Raw genomic sequence first — 18,435 nt, 5'->3', positions numbered from 1 at the left:
GGGAAACACCCGGTCCCATTCCGAACCCGGTAGTTAAGCCCTTCTGCGCCGATGGTACTGCACTGGTTACGGTGTGGGAGAGTAGGTCGCCGCCGGACAATCTTTCAGAAGACCCCTGAGGGTCGAGCACTTCGGTGCTCCCCTCAGGGGTCTTCTGCATGTCCGGACCGAATTCCGCTTGCCCACCCTGATCTGATGGATCCCATGGACGCGGTGGTGCACCCAGACCTGGCATCGTTCGACGCCGCCACGCACGATCGGCTGGCAGCCGATCCGGTGCGCAACACAGTGGCGCTCACCTCACTGGACCGAATCCGCCGCCTCCCACCCGAACACCCACCCACCCTGATCACCTTCCACGACAACGGCGAGGTGATCGGCTCCCTGATCCGCACTCCACCCTGGCCCTTCCAAACAGCCGATCTCCCCCCTGGAAGCAGTGGCTCTGGCAGCGCACACCGCCGCCGAGATCGACCCGGACGCCCCAGGAGTGACCGGCCCGCGGGCAACATCAGAGGCGTTCGCCACAGCCACGGGCAAGAACTACATCGAATCCCTGGCAACCAGGCTCTACCGCCTGGGCACCCTCACCCCACCCAGGACAGCGGCCTCGCCCCACGAACCACCCGCCGCCGACCCTGCAACTGCTCCACCCGCGGAGCATGTCGACCGCCCAGTCACCGCCGCCGAGCCCTCGGACTCCCCAACCGTCGCGGGATCCGGCCGCCTGGCAACAGAAGCCGACCTCGAGCTCCTCACCGCCTGGCGCCAGGCCTTCCTCACCGAAGCCGTCCCCGAAGCCCCGACCGAGAACCTGACCGAAGTCGTCCGCGGCTCCCTCCGCCTGGGCAACGGCCATGCCCTCTGGGAAGTCGACGGCACGCCGGTCGCCTGGGCCGTGGCCAGCCTCCCGAACGCCGGCATGACCCGAGTGGGCCCGGTCTACACCCCACCGGAACACCGCAAGCACGGCTATGGCGCCGCGGTCACCGCGATGGTCAGCCAGTGGGCCCTCGACCAGGGTGCCTCCGACGTCCTCCTCTTCGCGGACCTGACCAACCCGGTCTCAAACTCGATCTACCAACGCATCGGCTACGAGCCACTCGACGACTGGGCGGAGTTCTGGTGGCAGCGGTGACCCACGAGTTCCTCAACGCCGACCCGGTCAACCACAGCGCCTGCCTGACCACAGCGGACTCAGCCCGCGGGTGGGACTAGTCGAACAGCTCGGGCGTCACAGGCCTGTTGCGGACGTGCGAGGAGAAGACGAGCGAGGTGGTGGTGTCGCCGTAGCGCTGCATCACCTCGACCAGGTCTTCCAGTTCGACCATTGAGCGGCAGACGACGCGGAGCAGCCAGCAGTCATCTCCTGTCACGTGGTCGGCGTCGAGGATCTGCGGCAGGGTCAGCACGGCCGAGCGGAACCGGGGTGTGTCCAGGGAGCGCACGCGGACCCGGACGATCGACTCGATCGGCAGGCCGATCCGGCTGGGGGAGACCACGGCGACGAAGCCCGTGATGACGCCCAGGGATTCCAGGCGGCGGACGCGTTCGGTCACGGCCGGCGCGGACAGCGACACCTCGCGGCCCAGCGCGGTGAACGACATGCGGCCGTCGGCCTGCAGCAAGGTCAGGATCTTCCAGTCCACCGCGTCGAGTTCCACCTGGAAATCATAGGCAGAACGAGGCAAACGCCTTGACTTCCGCATGCCGTGACCGGGGCAAAGCAACCAGGATCAAAGGCATGACCAACGCACTGCGCTTCCCCGCCGCCGACCCGGACCAGGCCGCGAAGTTCTTCGAGGCGGAGCTCGCGTTCGAAGCCGACCCGGACGACGTCTACCGCGACATGCAGGACAACAACACACACGGGTACGTCCTCGTCGAGACCAGAAGCGCGGAAGCGTTCGCGCAGGCACGCATCCCCGGGGCGATCAACCTGCCCTATCGTGACCTGCCTGACCAGCTGGATCTCGACCCGAACCTGGTCTACATCTGTTACTGCGAGAGCTTCCAGTGCAACGCCGCCACCAAGGGTGCTCTCGCCCTCGCGCGACGCGGCTTCAAGGTGAAGAGGCTCGCCGGAGGCATCACGGCCTGGAAGAGCGCGGGCTACCCCGTCGACACGGACGTGCAAACCCTGGCAGGTGTTTCTAAGGTCGCGTGTCATTGCTGAGTCAAGCCGACATAGGCTCACATGCGTGACCGCACCGCGCTTGCTCGTCCTGCAGCCTTCGAAGTCCGACCCGTTGGCCAGGCTGGGTGACTGGCTGGAGGCCGACGGGATCGAGCTCCACCTCGTGTCGCTGCGGGACGAGCCCGCGCCGGACAGCCTCGACGGCTACCAGGGCGTGGTCTGCCTCGGCGGTGAGATGGGCGCGCTCGACGACCTCGACTACCCGTGGCTCGCCGACGCCCGGCGCCTGCTCTCCAAAGCCGTCGCACAACGCGTCCCCACCCTCGCGATCTGCCTCGGCGCGCAGCTGCTCGCGGCCGCGACCGGTGGGCAGGTGCGGAAGGGGCCGAAGGGGCCCGAGGTCGGCGTGCTGCTCGTCGCCAAGCGCGATGCGGCGGGCAACGACCCGTTGTTCGCGGATCTGCCGTTCACGCCGGACGTGCTGCAGTTCCACGAGGACGAGGTGCACCTGCTGCCGCCGGGTGCCGAACATCTGGCAGCTTCCCCGAAATATCCCAATCAGGCGTTTCGGGTGGGGGCGTGCGCGTACGGGCTGCAGTTCCACATCGAGACGACGCCGGAAATCGTCTTGAACTGGGCGGCCAAGGATCCTGAATCGGCGGCCTGCGCGCGGGCGCACCACTTCGACCTGGACTTCCTCGAAGAGGCGCACCGCGACTTCGAGGAGGTGTGGCAGCCGTTCGTCGCCAGATTCGCGAAGCTGGTGCGGGGAGAACTGTCGCCCGCGGGGTGTTTGGGCACACAACTTCCCTTGGTGTGACGTTACTTTCGTAGGTTATAAGGCATCCTGAGTACCCGGTACCGTCATCATCGAGCACCTTGTTCGATCCAGCCGGAGGATCAGTGTGGATCCCGCTCTTGTAGTGATCATCGTCGTTGTCACTGCTCTCATCTTCGACTTCACCAACGGGTTCCACGACACGGCCAACGCCATGGCCACCTCCATCGCCACGGGTGCGCTGAAGCCGCGCACGGCGGTAGCGCTGTCGGCGGTTCTCAACCTCGTCGGCGCCTTCCTGTCCGTCGAGGTGGCCAAGACCATCTCCGGCGGCATCGTCGACGACGCCCAGATCACGCCCGCGGTCATCTTCGGCGGGCTGGTCGGCGCGATCATGTGGAACCTGGTGACCTGGTACATCGGTCTGCCGTCGAGCTCGTCGCACGCGCTGTTCGGTGGTCTGATCGGCGCGGCCTGGGTCGCGTCCGGAGTGGACGCCATCCACTTCGCCAAGGTCCTCGACAAGGTGATCGTGCCCGCGATCGCGGCACCGCTGGTCGCCGGTCTGGTCGCGGCGCTGGCCACGATCGTCGTCTACCGGCTCAAGAAGTCGACCGACCCGCGCGTCTCGCACACCGGGTTCAAGGTCGGCCAGGTCGCGTCGGCATCGCTGGTCTCGCTCGCGCACGGCACGAACGACGCGCAGAAGACCATGGGCATCATCACGCTCGCGCTGATCACGTCCGGTTCGCTCGCTCCCGGTTCGGCGCCGCCCGTCTGGGTGATCGTCAGCGCCGGTCTCGCGATCGCGCTCGGCACGTACCTCGGCGGCTGGCGCATCACGCACACGCTCGGCCGCGGCCTGACGACGATCGAGCCCGCGCAGGGCTTCGCGGCGCAGACCTCGACGGCCACCGCCATCCTCGCGTCGTCGCACCTCGGCTTCGCGCTGTCCACCACGCACGTCGCGTCCGGCGGCATCATGGGCTCCGGCCTCGGCCGTGACCGCCGCGGTGTGAAGTGGGGAACCATGGGCAAGATGGCGGCCGGATGGCTGCTCACGCTGCCCGCCGCGGGCATCGTCGGCGCGATCGCCGGCAAGTGGGCCTCCAGCGGCACCACCGGCGTCATCGGGGTCGCCGTGATCGGCGGCGCGGTGGCGATCGGCATCTGGATCCTGTCCCGGCGGGAACCGGTCAAGCCCGAGCACATCGTCGACGAGGTGGCCGCGCAGGCCGAGCTGCACAAGGTGGCGGCATGACGATCAAGTGGGAAGCGCTGCTGCAGGTCTTCGGCGCCACGCTGCTGGTGACGTTGCTGGTGGTCACGCTGTTCGTGCTCGGCATCCGCGCGCTGTCGGGCGACAAGAAGGTCCCCGCCTACGCGAGCTTCGCCGGGTGCGTCGCGGTCGTGTTGTACGGGCTCTCTCTGATCGTCTTCTAGCGCGGTGAGGACTAGGTTTAGCTCTTGATGAGCGAACCAGTCCGCCACGCGTCACCGGCAAGATTCGGACTCACCGAGCCGCGCAGCGAGGAAGTGCTGCGCGGCCTCGGCCTGTGGGGTGACCGGCGACCCGCGGACGGTTCCGAGCCGGTGCTGGCCGCGCTCTCCCGTTCACCCGACCCAGACCTCGCGCTGCGAGGATTGGAGCGCCTCCAAGCTTCCGCCGACTGGGATGCGGTGTCGGTCGCGCTGCACAAGGACGAGTTGGTGCGCGGGCGGCTGCTCGCGGTGCTCGGCTCGTCCACCGCGCTGTCGGACTTCCTCGTGGTCAACCCCGAGCGCTGGCGTTCGCTGACTGATGACGTGGACGTGTCGCTGGAGTTGGCCGACGGTGACGTTCTGCGCACCGAGTACCGGGCGAAGCTGTTGCTCGTGGCCGCCAACGACCTGGCGCACGTCGTCGAGCCGTCGCTGCCGTTCGTGCCGTACGACACCGTGGCCGCGCAGCTCTCGGATCTGGCCGTGTCGGCGTTGCGGGCGTCGCTGAAGCTCGCTGCTCAGAAGGTCAACGGCGCGGACCGGTGCCAGCTCGCGGTGATCGCGATGGGCAAGTGCGGTGCGAACGAGCTGAACTACGTGAGCGACGTCGACGTCGTGTTCGTCGGCGAGGGCGATCTGGGCGTGGCGACGCGGCTCGCCAGCACGATGATGCAGATCGCGGGCCAGTCGTGCTTCGAGGTGGACGCGGCGCTGCGGCCGGAGGGCAAGGCGGGCGCGCTGGTCAGGACGTTGGACGGGCACGCGTCGTACTACAAGAAGTGGGCGCGGACCTGGGAGTTCCAGGCGCTGCTGAAGGCACGGCCGGTCGCGGGCGATGCCGAGCTGGGGCAGGCGTACCTCGACGTCGTGCGGCCCTATGTGTGGACGGCGGCGGAGCGCGAGAACTTCGTCGAGGACGTGCAGGCGATGCGCCGCCGCGTCGAGGACCACGTGCCTTCCGGGCTCGCTGATCGGGAGCTGAAGCTCGGCCGCGGTGGTCTGCGGGACGTCGAGTTCGCCGTGCAGCTGCTGCAGCTCGTGCACGGTCGGTCGGACGAGGATCTGCGCATTCAGGCGACGACCGCCGCGTTGGCCGCGCTGGGCAAGGGCGGGTACGTCGGGCGCAACGACGCTGCTGATTTCGGGCGTTCGTACCGGTTCCTGCGCACGTTGGAGCACCGGCTGCAGCTGCAGCGTTTACTGCGCACGCACCTCTTCCCGGCCGACGACGACGCGACGGCGTTGCGGTGGCTGGCGCGGTCTGTCGGCTTGGCGGCGGACGGGCGGAAATCCGAGGGGCAGGTGCTGCTCGCGGAGTTCCGCAAGCACGCCAACCAGGTTCGGCGGCTGCACGAGAAGCTGTTCTACCGGCCGCTGCTGCAGTCCGTGGCGGGCGTGCCGACCGAGGCGTTGCGACTCACGACCAAGGAAGCCGTGGCGCGGTTGGCGGCTCTCGGCTACACGTCGCCGGACGGAGCGTTGCGGCACATCCAGGCGTTGACGCACGGGGTGTCGCGGCGTGCTCGCATCCAGGGCGCGTTGCTGCCGGTGCTGCTGGACCTGTTCGCGCTGACGCCCGATCCGGACGGTGGGCTGCTGGCGTACCGGAAGGTGTCGGAGGCTTTGGCCGAAACGCCTTGGTACCTGCGGCTTCTGCGTGACGAGGGCGCTGTCGTCGAACGGCTCGCGGCGCTGCTTGGCACCTCGCGGTTCGTACCGGATCTGCTGGTGCGGGCGCCGGAGGTGTTGCGGCTGCTCGCGGACACCGACGCGCTGGTCGGGCGTGATCCGCACTCGATCGGAAACCCGTTGCGCAGCGCGGTTTCCCGGTACGACGACCTGCCGCGCGCGGTGGCGGCCGCGCGGTCGTTGCGGCGGCACGAGATGCTGCGTGTGGCGGCCGCGGACCTGTTGGGGTTCATGCCCATCGAGACTGTGTGCGTCTCGTTGTCCGAGGTGTGGGGCGCGGTGCTGCAGAGCGCTTTGGACGCCGCGGTGCGTGCGGGTGGCGCGCCCGTTGCCTCGTTGGCCGTGATCGGCATGGGACGGCTTGGCGGGCACGAGCTCGGGTACGGTTCGGACGCGGACGTGATGTTCGTGTGCCGGCCCTTTGAGGGCGTGTCCGATGCCGAGGCGGTGAAGTGGGCGAGCGGTGTCGTGGAGAACATCCGCCGGCTGCTGGGCGCGCCGTCGCAGGACCCGCCGCTGCAGGTCGACGCGGATCTGCGGCCTGAGGGCCGGCAGGGACCGCTGGTGAGGACGCTGGACTCGTACCGCGCGTACTACCGGCAGTGGGCGGAGATCTGGGAGAAGCAGGCGCTGCTGCGGGCGCGGTTCATCGCGGGCGATTCGTCGTTGGGCGCCGACTTCGAGGCGTTGATCGAGCCGCTGCGGTATCCGGCTGAAGGTTTGGACGCCGCGTCGGTGCGGGAAATCAGGCGGATCAAGGCGCGGGTCGACGCCGAACGGCTGCCGCGCGGTGCCGACCCGAGCACGCACACGAAGCTCGGGCGCGGCGGGCTGGCGGACGTCGAGTGGACCGTGCAGTTGTTGCAGCTGCAGCATTCCGGTGCCGTGCCGGGGTTGCGCACGCCGTCCACAATGGCCGCGATGGAGGCCGCTGTGTCCGCGGGTTTGCTGGCTTCCGACGACGCGGCTGCTCTGACGGCTGCCTGGAATCTCGCGACGCACGCGCGCAACGCCGTGACGTTGGTGCGGGGCAAGGCTTCCGACCAGCTGCCGACGTCCGGGCGCGATCTCGTCGCCGTGGCTTCCGTGATGGGGTATCCGCTCGGTGGCGATCCGGGAGTGTTCCTGGAGGAGTATCGCCGTACGACCCGTCGTGCACGTGCAGTGGCGGAACGAGTCTTCTACGGTGAGGGACTGTGAAAGCGATCGCGTTTACCCGGTTCGGCGATGCCGACGTCATGTCGTGGCAGGAGCTGCCCGACCCGCTGCTCGGGCCTGACCAGATCCTGGTGGAGGTTCGCGCGGCCGGCGTGAACCCGGTGGACTTCAAGATCAGAGCCGGGTACCTGCAGGGTCTGATGCCGCACCACTTCCCGTTGATCCCCGGCTGGGACGTCTCCGGTGTCGTGCGGGCGGTCGGCATCGGCGTGACCGACTGGAAGCCGGGCGACGAGATCCTGGCGTACGCGCGCAAGGACCACGTCCAGTTCGGTGCGTACGCCGAGCTGATCTCCATTCCTGACCGGATGATCGCGCGCAAACCGTCCAACGTGGACTTCGTGACCGCAGCCGCCTTGCCGTTGACCGGTTTGACCGCGTTGCAGTCGTTGAAGGCTGTCGGCACGGGCGCCGGCGACGTGGCCCTGGTGCACGCCGCCGCGGGTGGCGTCGGGCATCTTCAGGTGCAGATCGCTCGCGAGCTGGGTGCCGCGCGGGTGCTCGGCACGGCGTCGCCGCGCAACCACGAGTTCGTGCGGTCGCTCGGGGCCGAACCCGTCGCGTACGGGGATGCGCTGGTCGACGCCGTCGCGGAGCTCGTCGGTGGTGACGGCAAGGTCGACGTGGTGATCGACAACGTCGGCGGGCTGGCGTTCGACCAGTCGTTGCAGCTGGTGCGGGACCGGGCGCGGATGACGTCCATTGTGGACGGACCGAGGGTGCTGGAGAACGGCGTGATCAACACCTGGGCGCGGCCGAACGCGGAGCAGACCCAGTGGCTGGTCGATCTTGTGGCGGCCGGTTCGTTGCGCGTCGAGGTGCAGCAAACGTTTCCACTGGCCGAGGCGGTGAAGGCGCACAGGTTGCTCGAAGGCGGGCACGTGCGCGGGAAAGTCGTACTAACTAACTGAAATCTTCATGTATGGCTTCAGGTTTGGGGGCACTCCTGGTGGGGTGCCCCCATCTTTCTGGGCTGCTCAGTCCTCGTCCGAGTCGGGGTCGACAGCAGGAGCGCTGGTGTAGACCTCGACGACCCACTCCTCCTCCAACGCCTCCGCGTCGTCCGTGTCGGGCACGAGACGGTTGTAGACGCGGACACCGAGGTCGAGCACGTCAGCGGCCTGAACCGCTTCGAGCGCATCAGGTGCGGAGTCGAAGATGTGGGTGGTGAGCAGCTGCGGAGCCGTGAATTCGGCGACTTCTTGAGACACGCGCGGACACTAGCGCATTGACGTTTCACCCATTCGAGATGAGACTAGGCGCGCTCAACGGGGGAGCTGTGTTTTGTCACGGGGGTCGAACAGAGGAAGTCATGCAGCATCGTCGGGTCACGCGCCGAGGGAAGACCGTGATCGCCATTGCGGGCGTGGCTGCCGGTGTGCTCGCGTTACTCGGTGTGATTCAGTTTGCACTGAGTGGTGACAACTCCGCCGCACAGCCGAACGTGACGGCCACGACGACTACGTCGAACGGCGTCGAAACCCCTGATGGCGCACTGGAAACCACCGAGCCGTCGGCCGACGTCAAGGTCACCACGGGCTCCTTCAAGCAGCAGCGCGGCATGCTCACCGTCGAGGTGACCCGCGTAGAGGCCGCGAACGGGCGCGTGAAGCTCTTCGTGACGGCCACGAACGCCTCCCAGGCCCGCATGACCCTCCCCGTCGACGGCATCGCGGTCCTGGACGATCTGAAGCGCACCTACGCGGCCTCCAGCAGCAAGTGGGACAGCCTCGTCACCCAGGGCACCACGACGTCGGGCACGGTCGTGCTCGACGAGAAGCTCGGCTCGGGTGTGAACTCGCTCACGCTGACGTTCAGCTCGATCTCCGGTCAGTTCGCTCCGACCGGCGCCGCGATCACCGTGACGGGCATCCCGGTCCCGAAGTGAAGTTCCTCTTCTTCTGGGGCCATCGCCCTGAGCGCGACGGCAGCATCGGCAAGGGCTGCCTGTCCCAGTGGTGGCCGTGCACCTTCGACGTCGACGGCGTCTCGTTCGCGTCCGCCGAGCACTACATGATGTGGCGCAAGGCGTTGCTGTTCGACGACACCGCCGTCGCTGCTGAGGTCCTGGCAGCGCGCACTCCGGCCGAAGCCAAGGCGTTGGGGCGCAAGGTGTCCGGTTTTTCCGAGTCTGCCTGGGTCGCCGCGCGCATGGAGATCGTTGTGGCTGCCAACCTGGCGAAGTTCGGCCAGGATCCCGCGCTGCGTTCCTACCTGCTGGGAACGGGTACTCGCGTGCTCGTCGAGGCCAGCCCGCTGGACCGCGTGTGGGGCATCGGTTTGGAGGCTTCTGACCCGCGTGCCTCGGATCCTGCTGCCTGGCTCGGCCAGAACCTGCTCGGCGAGGCCCTGATGGAGGTCCGCGCCGAGCTGGCTACTTCAGCGTGAGGTAGGTGGTCAGTGCCGCCAACGTGATCCCGCACGGCACCAGTCCTTTTCGGATGGACGCGGGAATCTCGTTGAGCGCCACCCACTCGACCTTCGCGGCCTCGGCCGGATCGTGCTCACCCGTCTTGACCGCTCCGGTGGCGACGAAGAGGTGCGTGGTGTGCGAACTGATGCCGCTCAACGGGTTGATGGTGGTGAGCCGCTCGATCGTCGTGGGCCTGTAACCGGTTTCTTCCTCGGTCTCCCTGAGCGCCGCCTGCTCCGCGGTCTCACCGTCCTCGCAGCGGCCGGCAGGGATCTCCCAGCCCCACGCGCCGGTGGTGAACCGGTGGCGCCACATCAACAGCACCTGGTCGTTCTCGACCACCACCACGGCCGTGGACGGGTGGGGCAGCCGGACCACATGGTGCTCGAACCGTTCGCCGTCGGGGATTTCCACGTCGTCGAGGTCGACGCTCATCCACTCCGACTCGTAGATCCGGCGAGTGCCGTGCACTGTCCACTGTGTCACGGTGAAGCAGTACCACGTGAACCCCGAGCCCGCGCCGTACGTGTGTCCAGGCGTCGGGAAAGCAGGGAGAGGCGATGTTCAGCTACTCGGGACCGGCCTGGCTCGTCTACGCGGATGGCAGAACGGTGGAGCTGGACCGCGCGGACCTGATCGAGACGGTGGCCGACGGCCTGTGGCAGTGGTCCGGCGCGGGAACGTCCTCGGAACCGCTCATCGACGGTGAAGCCCTGATGAAGCTGCCGACCGGGACCGAGGCCGGCATCGTGGTCTCCAACGTCCGGGTCATCACCGGCGCGCGCGGCGTGGCGTGCAGCGCGACGTTGTTCGGCACCTACACGGACTGAGGGCCGGGTGACTGTCCAGTCACCCGGCCCTCAACCGCAATGCTCAACCGATCACACGTCGTAGTACAGCGCGAACTCGTAGGGGTTCGGGCGCAGACGCAGCGGGTCGATCTCCTGCTCACGCTTGTACGAGATCCAGGTGTCGATCACGTCCGGGGTGAACACGCCGCCCTCGAGCAGGAACTCGTGGTCGGCCTCCAGGTTGTCGAGCACGGCGTCCAGCGTCGCGGGGACCTGCTTGACGTCGCGGGCCTCCTCGGGCGGCAGCTCGTAGAGGTCCTTGTCGATCGGGGCCGGCGGCTCGATCTTGTTCTTCACGCCGTCGAGGCCCGCCATGACCATCGCCGAGAAGGCGAGGTACGGGTTGCCCGAGGAGTCGGGGCAGCGGAACTCGATGCGCTTGGCCTTCGGGTTGTTGCCCGTGATCGGGATGCGGACGCACGCCGAGCGGTTGCGCTGGGAGTAGACCAGCGAGACCGGGGCCTCGTAGCCCGGGACCAGGCGGTGGTAGCTGTTCACCGTCGGGTTGGTGAAGGCCAGCAGCGACGGGGCGTGGTGCAGGATGCCGCCGATGTAGTGGCGGGCGGTGTCGGACAGACCCGCGTAGCCGCTCTCGTCGTGGAACAGCGGCGCGCCGTCCTTCCACAGCGACTGGTGGGTGTGCATGCCCGAGCCGTTGTCGCCGAAGAGGGGCTTCGGCATGAAGGTGACGGTCTTGCCGGCCTGCCACGCGGTGTTCTTGATGATGTACTTGAACAGCATCAGGTCGTCGGCGGCGTGCAGCAGCGTGTTGAAGCGGTAGTTGATCTCCGCCTGGCCCGCGGTGCCGACCTCGTGGTGGGCGCGCTCGACGGCGAAGCCGTTCGCCTCCATGTTGAGGACCATCTTGTCGCGGAGGTCCGCGTAGTGGTCGGTCGGCGTGACGGGGAAGTAGCCGCCCTTGTACTTCACCTTGTAGCCGAGGTTGCCGCCGTCTTCCTCGCGGCCCGTGTTCCACCAGCCGGACTCGGAGTCGATCTTGTGGAACGACGCGTTCGCGGTGGTGTCGAACTGGATCGAGTCGAAGATGTAGAACTCGGCCTCGGCACCGAAGTACGCGGTGTCGGCGATGCCCGAGTCGGTGATGTACTGCTCGGCCTTGCGCGCGATGTTGCGCGGGTCGCGGCTGTACGCCTCACGCGTGAACGGGTCGTGCACGAAGAAGTTGACGATCAGCGTCTTCTCGATCCGGAACGGGTCGAGGCGCGCGGTGTAGAGGTCGGGCAGCAGAAGCATGTCCGACTCGTGGATCGACTGGAAGCCGCGCACGGAGGAGCCGTCGAAGGCGAGACCCTCTTCGATCGCGTCGGCGTCGAACGCCTTGGCCGGCAGCGTGAAGTGCTGCATCACGCCGGGCAGGTCGCTGAACCGCACGTCGACGAACTTGACGCCCTCGTCGGAGATGAACTTCAGCACCTCGTCGGAATTCTTGAACACCCTCGTCGACTCCTTGACTATGGACAACGGCTGGTCATCGCGAGCGACCGTATGCGGCTGGTGTTGCCCGTCCGTCACTCGGATGTTTCGCCAGTGTTAACGGGGCCGCCCAACCGGGCAAGGCGACCTGCCGGTCCTCACCCGTTGAGCACGGCTTTACTCTGGTGGGGTGAGCAGGTGGACCGGTTCGTGGCTGTCAGGACCCCGCTCGGTGCTCGAGCCGGGTGACGAGTCGAACGACGGCAGGCAGCAGCGCTGGCGTGGCGAGCGTCACGGCTTCCCCGAGAAGGGGCCGGGCTCCATCGCCTCGATCGGGCGGCGCACGTTCGCCATCCTCGTCGACTTCCTGCTCAGCGCCGGTGTCGCCGCCGTGTTCACGCAGCCGGACCTGCCGAAGAACTGGAGCCTGCTGGCCTGGTTCGTCATCACGGTGGTCGCCGTGGCGTTCTTCGGGTTCACGCCGGGGCACGCGCTGCTCGGCCTGCGGGTCGCGCGCATCGACGGCAAGACGTTCGTGCACCTGCCCCGCGCGCTGCTGCGGACGATCCTGATCTTCCCGCTGATCCCGGCCCTGGTCTGGGACGCGGACGGACGATGCCTGCACGACAAGGCGGCCGGCACCGTCGTCATCAAGGTCCGCTAGCTCACTCACCGACGCGGCTCTGGGTGTCCGCACCGGTCCCGTCGGCAATGACGATTGGCGCACGCGACACCGCACACGACGCCCATGACGAAGAAAGCCTCTCCGATCACCGCGGCGGCGGCTTCTCGGAGAGGCTGTCCAAGTTCTGGCGGGGAACTACCTAGCGGCTGATCAACGACGGCGGAGCGTGCGCTGAACGTTGCGCATCTTGGCGCCCGCGGGCATGGGGCCCTTGGGCAGCGCGGCGCCGCGGCTCGACAGCGCGGCGAGGCGGGTCTCCAGCGAGTCGACCTGGGCGGCCGTGATGTTGCGCGGCAGCTTCATCAGGGTCGACTGCAGCTTCTTCAGCGGGACCTGGCCCTCTTCGGTGCCGATGATGAAGTCGTAGATCGGGGTCTCGCCGACCACGCGCGAGATGCGCTTCTTCTCCTGGGCGAGCAGCGGCTTGACCCGCTGCGGAGCACCCTCGGCGACGAGCACGACGCCAGGACGGCCGAGCACGCGGTGCACAGCGTCGAGCTGGGTGGTGCCCGCGACGGCCGGCGTCACGCGCCAGCGGCCGCGCAGGTTCTCCAGCGCCCACGCGCCGGCGCCCGGCTGGCCGTCGGCCTTGCGGAAGACGTTGCTCTGCACGCGGCGACCGAAGATGATCACGGCCAGCAGCGCGCCGATCGCGACGCCCAGCGGCACGAACATCCAGACCGCGTTGAAGACCAGGCCCAGGACCACGGCGATCGCGGTGACACCGAGGATCGCCCCCAGCATCAGCGGAATCAGCGCCTTGTCCTCGCGGCGCTGCATCTTGAACGCCTCGAAGATCTGCTTGCGCCGTTCGCGTGAAGCCGCGCGGCGAACCTTCGCCGCTTCCTTCGCCGCCGCTTTGTCCTGCTTGCCTGCCATACGCACAGGATACGGCGCGGTGGTCTCGGCGTTGCATCGGCCATCTGCGAGACTGCCGGGCATGGAGGCGTTGCTGGAGGGTCTAGATCCGGAACAGCGCGCAGCGGTGGAAGCACCGCGCGGCCCGGTGTGCGTGCTGGCCGGAGCCGGCACCGGCAAGACCCGCACGATCACCCACCGCATCGCCTACCTGTGCCAACGCGGTCACGTCGCTCCGTCGCAGGTCCTCGCCGTCACGTTCACGAAGCGCGCCGCGGGGGAGATGCGCACCCGTCTGCGTTCGTTGGACGTGCACGGCGCACAGGCCGTGACGTTCCACGCCGCCGCGTCCCGCCAGCTGCGCTACTTCTGGCCGCGGGTCATCGGCGGCCCGCGCTGGGACCTGATCGACCAGAAGATCCGCGTCGTCGGCCGTGCCGCGTCCCGGCTGGGTCTGCCGACCGAGGCCGACGCGCTGCGCGACCTCACCGGTGAGATCGAGTGGGCGAAGTCGTCGCTGCTCACGCCGGACGCGTACCCGGCGGCGGCGTCTCGTGCCGCGCGCGACATCCCCGCGCCCGCCGAGCAGATCATGAAGCTCTACGCGATGTACGAGCAGCTCAAGAACGAGGCGCAGCTGCTCGACTTCGACGACCTCCTGCTGCACACCGCGGCCGCGTTGGAGGACAACCTGGAGGTCGCGCAGGAGTTCCGCGACCGCTACCGCTGCTTCGTCGTCGACGAGTACCAGGACGTGACGCCGCTGCAGCAGCGCGTGCTCGACGCGTGGCTCGGCGACCGCGACGACCTGACCGTGGTCGGCGACGCGAACCAGACGATCTACTCGTTCGCAGGAGCCTCGCCGCAGCCGCTGCTCAACTTCGGGCGTCGGTTCCCCGAGGCCGTCGTCGTGCGGCTGGAGCGCGACTACCGCTCGACGCCCCAGGTCGTGGCGCTGGCCAACGACGTGATCAAGTGGGCGCGCGGGCGTCCGGCCGGCTCCCGGCTCAAGCTGATCGGGCAGCGGCCGGAGGGGCCCCAGCCGCGGTTCCACGAGTTCGACGACGAGCCCGCCGAGGCCGACTCGGTCGCTCGGCGCATCAAGACGTTGCTCGACGAGGGCGTGGCGGCCTCCGAGATCGCGATCCTCTACCGCGTCAACGCGCAGTCCGAGGTGTACGAGCAGGCGCTCGCGTCGCTGGGCATCCCGTACCTGGTGCGCGGTGGTGAGCGGTTCTTCGAACGCACCGAGGTGCGCCAGGCGATGATCACGTTGCGCGCGGCCGGTGACGTCTCCGGCTCGCTGCCCGAGGTCGTCCGCTCGGCGCTCGGCAAGGTCGGGCTCACCGATGAACCGCCGACCGGTGGCTCCGCGCGGGAACGCTGGGAGTCGCTGCTCGCACTGGTCGAGCTCGCCGAGGAGTTCGCGGCCGCCGCGCCCGAGGCCGACCTGCCGCGGTTCTGCGTGGAGCTGGACGTGCGGGCCGAGGCGCAGCACCCGCCGACGGTCGAGGGCGTGACGCTGGCGTCGCTGCACGCGTCGAAGGGCCTGGAGTGGGACGCCGTGTTCCTCGTCGGGCTGGTCGAGGGCACCATGCCGATCCAGTACGCAGACGGCGACGAGGCGAAGGTCGAAGAAGAACGCCGCCTTCTGTACGTAGGCGTCACGCGCGCGCGTGAGCACCTCTGGCTGTCGTGGGCGTTGTCGCGCGCTGCCGGCGGACGCAAGTACCGCCGCCGGTCGCGATTCCTCTACAGCCTCGTGCCGGAGAACCACCCGGCCGCCCGTGTATCTGGCGGCGCTCAGCGGCCCCCTCTCATGAAGAAGGAGAAACCGACTTGCCGGGTGTGCGCGTCGACGCTGGTCGAAGCGCAGGCCGTCAAGCTGGGACGCTGCAGGTCCTGCCCGTCCGATGTGGACGAAGAGCTGCTCGAGTCGCTGCGCCAGTGGCGTGCGGGACGGGCGCGGGAGCTCAAGGTGCCCGCGTACGTCGTCTTCACCGACGCCACGCTGATGGCGATCGCGGAGCAGCGACCCACGGATTCGGCCGGACTTGTCGCGATCTCGGGCATCGGCGCCTCGAAGCTTGATAAGTTCGGTGACGACGTGTTGGGCCTGGTCCGGGCCGGTGTCGGGTACTCCGCCACCTGATCGGGACAAGTTTCGTTAAATAGGTTGCGAGCCCGTGGGACGGGGTCATAACCTGCTCATGCCGGGTCCGGAGGACCCGTCTGGGGAAGAAGAACTACTACCGGCTCGTAGAGCCCACCGAGGGAGGTGCCCATTGTGAACACGATGTTGAACATCCAAGCCACCCTCGGCACCTCCGTGTCCGAGCACCTCTGCATGCCCACCGCAGCTCCGGCCTCGTGGCAGAAGTCTGCCCTGAAGCCAGTGGCACTGCTGGGTCGCGAGCGCGGCACCGCCCTGTTCGGCACCGCTCTGCGGGGCATCGAACTGCGCAGCGAGCAGCCGACTGCTCTGCCGGTCATCGATGCGGTTCACAACTACACGAATGCGCTGTCCGCGCATCAAGTGAGAAGGCTCCTGCCGACCCCATAGGGGGTCGAAGGACCACCAGGCTCACGAAAGCCGCGGACTCGCACAGAGTCCGCGGCTTTCGTGTTTTTGCAGTACCCCACACAAGGAGAAAACCCTGATGTTGACGGCAACTGTCCCGCTCACCGGCGAGACACTTCCGGACCTCGCGGAGGGGCTCGACCTGCCCTGCCGCACCCACAACCCCGACCTCTGGTTCGCTGACGCACCGGCCGACCTCGAGAAGGCGAAGTCCTTCTGCGGGACCTGCCCGGTCTTGGCGGAGTGCCTCGCCGGCGCGATCGCACGTCACGAGCCGTGGGGTGTTTGGGGTGGAGAGATCTTCGAGCGCGGTGTCGTGATCGCGCGGAAGCGGCCGCGTGGCCGTCCGCGCAAGGACGCGGCAGCTGTCGTCACTGCTGACAAGACGGAGGCGGCGGCGTGAACACCGTGCGGACCAGCAACAGCGCAATCCCCACCTACCTGAACGAGGGCCTGACTCCCATGTCTCTGAACGAAGAACTCGTGCGAATACGAATACAAGAAGCCCAGAGGTTCGCTGAAGAGCAACGCCTGGCGAACCGCCTCGCGTCAGCGCAACGTTGGCGCAGGTTGGCGCGATGGGCCGGTCGCAGAGCGGCTCGCTTCGACCTCTGACAGTCTCGAGCTGAGGCCGTCATCCACGAGAAGGTGGATGGCGGCCTCGGCCGTTCCCTCGTACCGTTCTTTAGGTGCCGCACCACACTCACGACGGAATCGACTGGTCTGCCCGCCTCCACGCGATGAGGCGCTACGGCTCGCTGCAGTCCGAAGCGCTGTCGGCCGTGGCCCGCAGACTCGTCTCGTTGCTCCCCGACTCACCGGTGGTGATGGACGTCGGCTGCGGCGCCGGATCCATGAGCGTGCCGCTGGTCTCGGCCCTGCGCGAACACGGCGGCGGCGTTCTCGTCCTGGTCGACGCCACGCCCGAGCTCCTCGACGCCGCCTGCACCGCGGCGCGTGCCGAAGCCGACGGCGCCGTGTCGGTGAAACCTGTCCTCGCCGACCTGGCGTCCGAGGACCCCCTGTCGTTCGCCGGACCGGTCGAGCTCATCTGGGGCTCGCGGGTTGTCCACCACCTTCCCGATCAGTTGCGCGGGATGCGTCGGCTGGTTTCTGCGCTGGCTCCCGGCGGTTGGCTGGCGTTGGCCGAAGGAGGGTTGGAGACTCGCTTCCTGCCTTGGGACCTCGGCGTTGGAGAGCCGGGGCTCGCTGACCGGATGGCTGCCGCTCGCGCCGAGTGGTTCGTGTCGATGCGCGAGAACATGACCGGGTCGGTTCGGCTGCCGGTCGGGTGGAACGTCGCCCTCGCCGATGCCGGGCTTGGCGAGATCTCTGCCTTCAGCTTCGTCGTCGACCATCCGGCGCCCGCGAAACAGCTCGTTCGGGAGTGGGCGGTTGATCGGTTGACCTGGTTGTCCGAGATCACCGGGGCTTACTTGCACGCGGCTGATCGTGATGCTCTGCGGCGGTTGCTGAACCCTTCTGACTCCGAGTTCGTCGGGGGGCGGGAGGACGTGTTCTTGCTGGAGACCGACACCGTGCATTTGGGGCGGCGGCGGTGACTGTGTGCCACAGATGTGGGCGGCTGCGGTCTTCCGTTTCTGACCTGGAGTTTTTGGCTTGGTCGTCTGAGCGGAGCGGTGGGTCGGTTCGGTGGTTGTGCCACGTTTGCGCTAAGACGCATGTGCGGGACATTGAGGGGAAGTTGCCGGACGAGTACTGGCGTTAGCTGTCTTTGGGGTTGGCGCCGTTGGTGGGCTAGCGCCGTTGGTGGGCGTTGGTCGCGCTTGGTTGGCAGCCCTTGGTGGGCGGTCTTTGGCGGGCTGCCTTTGGCGGGCGCGTCGGTTGAGTGGGTCGTCCCCTGGTGCCGTTGGCGGCTGGCTGTTTTGTGTTCGTAGGTGGTTCTGTTGCTTGCGGGTGGTCGCTTTGCGATCCGCGACTGGGCGGGTGGTCGCCTTGCGGTGGGCGTGTTCCTGTTCCGTACGCGGGTTGGGGCGGTGGTCGCCTTGCTCTGGGCGCGTTCCGGGTTTAGTCCGTGCCGTTCCCCAGTTGCGTGCGGGCTGTTGCTGTTGCGTGCTTCCCCTTGGGAGCTCTGCCCCCAAACCCCCGCCAATCTCTTGGGTTCTAGCGGTCGTTGCAACACCTGAGTTGTGCAGGGGTTGTGATGTTCGAGATCCGGGAGGATCGCTCGGGACGTAGGCGGCTGGATCGGGAACGAGCCGCCTATCTTGATCTTGTGGCGAGTGGTGTGAGCAGCCGGGAGGCGTGCCGGGTCGTCGGTGTCAACTATCGGACCGGCAAGCGGTGGC

At 67.8% G+C, this 18,435-nt stretch carries 20 protein-coding genes and 1 rRNA gene; 16 read left to right on the top strand and 5 right to left on the bottom strand.

Annotation, left to right across the window (positions count from 1 at the left end; translation table 11 throughout):
* Together rrf and AB0M24_RS44480 are read left to right on the top strand one after the other, a co-directional pair.
* A 5S ribosomal RNA gene (gene rrf, locus AB0M24_RS44485) occupies window positions 1-98 on the top strand; the annotation flags it as partial.
* 341 nt (window positions 99-439) lie between these two features.
* Complete coding sequence (locus AB0M24_RS44480) at window positions 440-1,138, top strand: GNAT family N-acetyltransferase (RefSeq protein WP_363780646.1); 699 nt, start codon at window positions 440-442, stop codon at window positions 1,136-1,138.
* Between the two features lie 76 nt (window positions 1,139-1,214).
* On the opposite strand, the gene AB0M24_RS44475 is transcribed toward AB0M24_RS44480, so the two are convergent.
* A complete protein-coding gene (locus AB0M24_RS44475) occupies window positions 1,215-1,664 on the bottom strand; it encodes an Lrp/AsnC family transcriptional regulator (protein ID WP_363780644.1) in 450 nt (149 codons plus the stop codon).
* A gap of 80 nt (window positions 1,665-1,744) precedes the next feature.
* Here AB0M24_RS44475 and AB0M24_RS44470 point away from each other — a divergent pair, with 80 nt between their 5' ends.
* From AB0M24_RS44470 to AB0M24_RS44445, 6 genes are all read left to right on the top strand, one after another.
* Complete coding sequence (locus AB0M24_RS44470; RefSeq protein WP_363780643.1) at window positions 1,745-2,176, top strand: rhodanese-like domain-containing protein; 432 nt, start codon at window positions 1,745-1,747, stop codon at window positions 2,174-2,176.
* 25 nt (window positions 2,177-2,201) lie between these two features.
* Window positions 2,202-2,957: a type 1 glutamine amidotransferase gene (locus AB0M24_RS44465; protein WP_363780641.1), complete on the top strand. Its 756-nt coding sequence runs from the start codon at window positions 2,202-2,204 to the stop codon at window positions 2,955-2,957.
* A gap of 85 nt (window positions 2,958-3,042) precedes the next feature.
* Window positions 3,043-4,176: an inorganic phosphate transporter gene (locus AB0M24_RS44460; protein ID WP_363780640.1), complete on the top strand. Its 1,134-nt coding sequence runs from the start codon at window positions 3,043-3,045 to the stop codon at window positions 4,174-4,176.
* On the top strand, window positions 4,173-4,358 hold the full coding sequence (locus AB0M24_RS44455) for a hypothetical protein (protein WP_363780638.1): 186 nt from the start codon (window positions 4,173-4,175) through the stop codon (window positions 4,356-4,358). Before AB0M24_RS44460 ends, AB0M24_RS44455 begins: the two co-directional genes overlap by 4 nt.
* 27 nt (window positions 4,359-4,385) lie before the next feature.
* Complete coding sequence (locus tag AB0M24_RS44450) at window positions 4,386-7,286, top strand: bifunctional [glutamine synthetase] adenylyltransferase/[glutamine synthetase]-adenylyl-L-tyrosine phosphorylase (protein ID WP_363780636.1); 2,901 nt, start codon at window positions 4,386-4,388, stop codon at window positions 7,284-7,286.
* Window positions 7,283-8,215 (top strand): NADP-dependent oxidoreductase, encoded by a 933-nt coding sequence (locus AB0M24_RS44445; RefSeq protein WP_363780634.1) that lies wholly within the window; start codon window positions 7,283-7,285, stop codon window positions 8,213-8,215. Before AB0M24_RS44450 ends, AB0M24_RS44445 begins: the two co-directional genes overlap by 4 nt.
* 66 nt (window positions 8,216-8,281) lie before the next feature.
* Here the strand turns inward: AB0M24_RS44445 and AB0M24_RS44440 are convergent, their stop codons facing one another.
* Window positions 8,282-8,515, bottom strand: a complete 234-nt coding sequence (locus AB0M24_RS44440) for a hypothetical protein (RefSeq protein ID WP_363780632.1) — start codon at window positions 8,513-8,515, stop codon at window positions 8,282-8,284.
* Window positions 8,516-8,616: 101 nt separating this feature from the next.
* Here AB0M24_RS44440 and AB0M24_RS44435 point away from each other — a divergent pair, with 101 nt between their 5' ends.
* Window positions 8,617-9,192, top strand: coding sequence for a hypothetical protein (locus tag AB0M24_RS44435; protein WP_363780630.1), 576 nt, complete (start codon window positions 8,617-8,619; stop codon window positions 9,190-9,192).
* Window positions 9,189-9,692 carry an NADAR family protein gene (locus AB0M24_RS44430; protein WP_363780628.1) on the top strand — a complete coding sequence of 168 codons (504 nt, stop codon included), beginning with the start codon at window positions 9,189-9,191 and terminating at the stop codon, window positions 9,690-9,692. Before AB0M24_RS44435 ends, AB0M24_RS44430 begins: the two co-directional genes overlap by 4 nt.
* Here AB0M24_RS44430 and AB0M24_RS44425 read toward each other — a convergent pair.
* Window positions 9,679-10,203, bottom strand: coding sequence for an NUDIX hydrolase (locus tag AB0M24_RS44425; RefSeq protein WP_363780626.1), 525 nt, complete (start codon window positions 10,201-10,203; stop codon window positions 9,679-9,681). The two genes, AB0M24_RS44430 and AB0M24_RS44425, sit on opposite strands and share 14 nt — an antisense overlap.
* Before the next feature lie 74 nt (window positions 10,204-10,277).
* Here AB0M24_RS44425 and AB0M24_RS44420 point away from each other — a divergent pair, with 74 nt between their 5' ends.
* Window positions 10,278-10,547, top strand: a complete 270-nt coding sequence (locus AB0M24_RS44420) for a hypothetical protein (protein ID WP_363780624.1) — start codon at window positions 10,278-10,280, stop codon at window positions 10,545-10,547.
* 51 nt (window positions 10,548-10,598) lie between these two features.
* Here the strand turns inward: AB0M24_RS44420 and glnA are convergent, their stop codons facing one another.
* Window positions 10,599-12,023, bottom strand: a complete 1,425-nt coding sequence (gene glnA, locus AB0M24_RS44415; RefSeq protein WP_363780622.1) for a type I glutamate--ammonia ligase — start codon at window positions 12,021-12,023, stop codon at window positions 10,599-10,601.
* A gap of 169 nt (window positions 12,024-12,192) precedes the next feature.
* On the opposite strand from glnA, the gene AB0M24_RS44410 reads away from it, so the two are divergent.
* The gene (locus AB0M24_RS44410; RefSeq protein WP_363780620.1) at window positions 12,193-12,666 is read left to right on the top strand and encodes an RDD family protein; all 474 of its coding nucleotides are present in this window, start codon (window positions 12,193-12,195) and stop codon (window positions 12,664-12,666) included.
* A gap of 171 nt (window positions 12,667-12,837) precedes the next feature.
* On the opposite strand, the gene AB0M24_RS44405 is transcribed toward AB0M24_RS44410, so the two are convergent.
* Entirely contained in the window at window positions 12,838-13,566 is a 729-nt protein-coding gene (locus AB0M24_RS44405; RefSeq protein ID WP_363780618.1) for a DUF4191 domain-containing protein, read from the bottom strand.
* A 61-nt stretch (window positions 13,567-13,627) separates the two neighbouring features.
* Here AB0M24_RS44405 and AB0M24_RS44400 point away from each other — a divergent pair, with 61 nt between their 5' ends.
* The 4 genes from AB0M24_RS44400 (at window position 13,628) to AB0M24_RS44385 (ending at window position 17,688) form a co-directional block, all read left to right on the top strand.
* Window positions 13,628-15,697: an ATP-dependent DNA helicase UvrD2 gene (locus AB0M24_RS44400; protein WP_363780616.1), complete on the top strand. Its 2,070-nt coding sequence runs from the start codon at window positions 13,628-13,630 to the stop codon at window positions 15,695-15,697.
* A 135-nt stretch (window positions 15,698-15,832) separates the two neighbouring features.
* The gene (locus AB0M24_RS44395; RefSeq protein ID WP_363780614.1) at window positions 15,833-16,108 is read left to right on the top strand and encodes a hypothetical protein; all 276 of its coding nucleotides are present in this window, start codon (window positions 15,833-15,835) and stop codon (window positions 16,106-16,108) included.
* A gap of 97 nt (window positions 16,109-16,205) precedes the next feature.
* Window positions 16,206-16,529, top strand: coding sequence for a WhiB family transcriptional regulator (locus tag AB0M24_RS44390; RefSeq protein WP_363780612.1), 324 nt, complete (start codon window positions 16,206-16,208; stop codon window positions 16,527-16,529).
* 286 nt (window positions 16,530-16,815) lie between these two features.
* Window positions 16,816-17,688, top strand: coding sequence for a methyltransferase (locus tag AB0M24_RS44385; RefSeq protein WP_363780610.1), 873 nt, complete (start codon window positions 16,816-16,818; stop codon window positions 17,686-17,688).
* Window positions 17,689-18,435: the final 747 nt, after the last annotated feature.

Source organism: Lentzea sp. NPDC051838, assembly GCF_040681245.1.
In the GTDB taxonomy this organism is placed as follows: Bacteria; Actinomycetota; Actinomycetes; order Mycobacteriales; family Pseudonocardiaceae; genus Lentzea.
The sequence above is the reverse complement of the archived record's forward strand: the minus strand, read 5'-3'. Positions and strand labels throughout refer to the sequence as shown.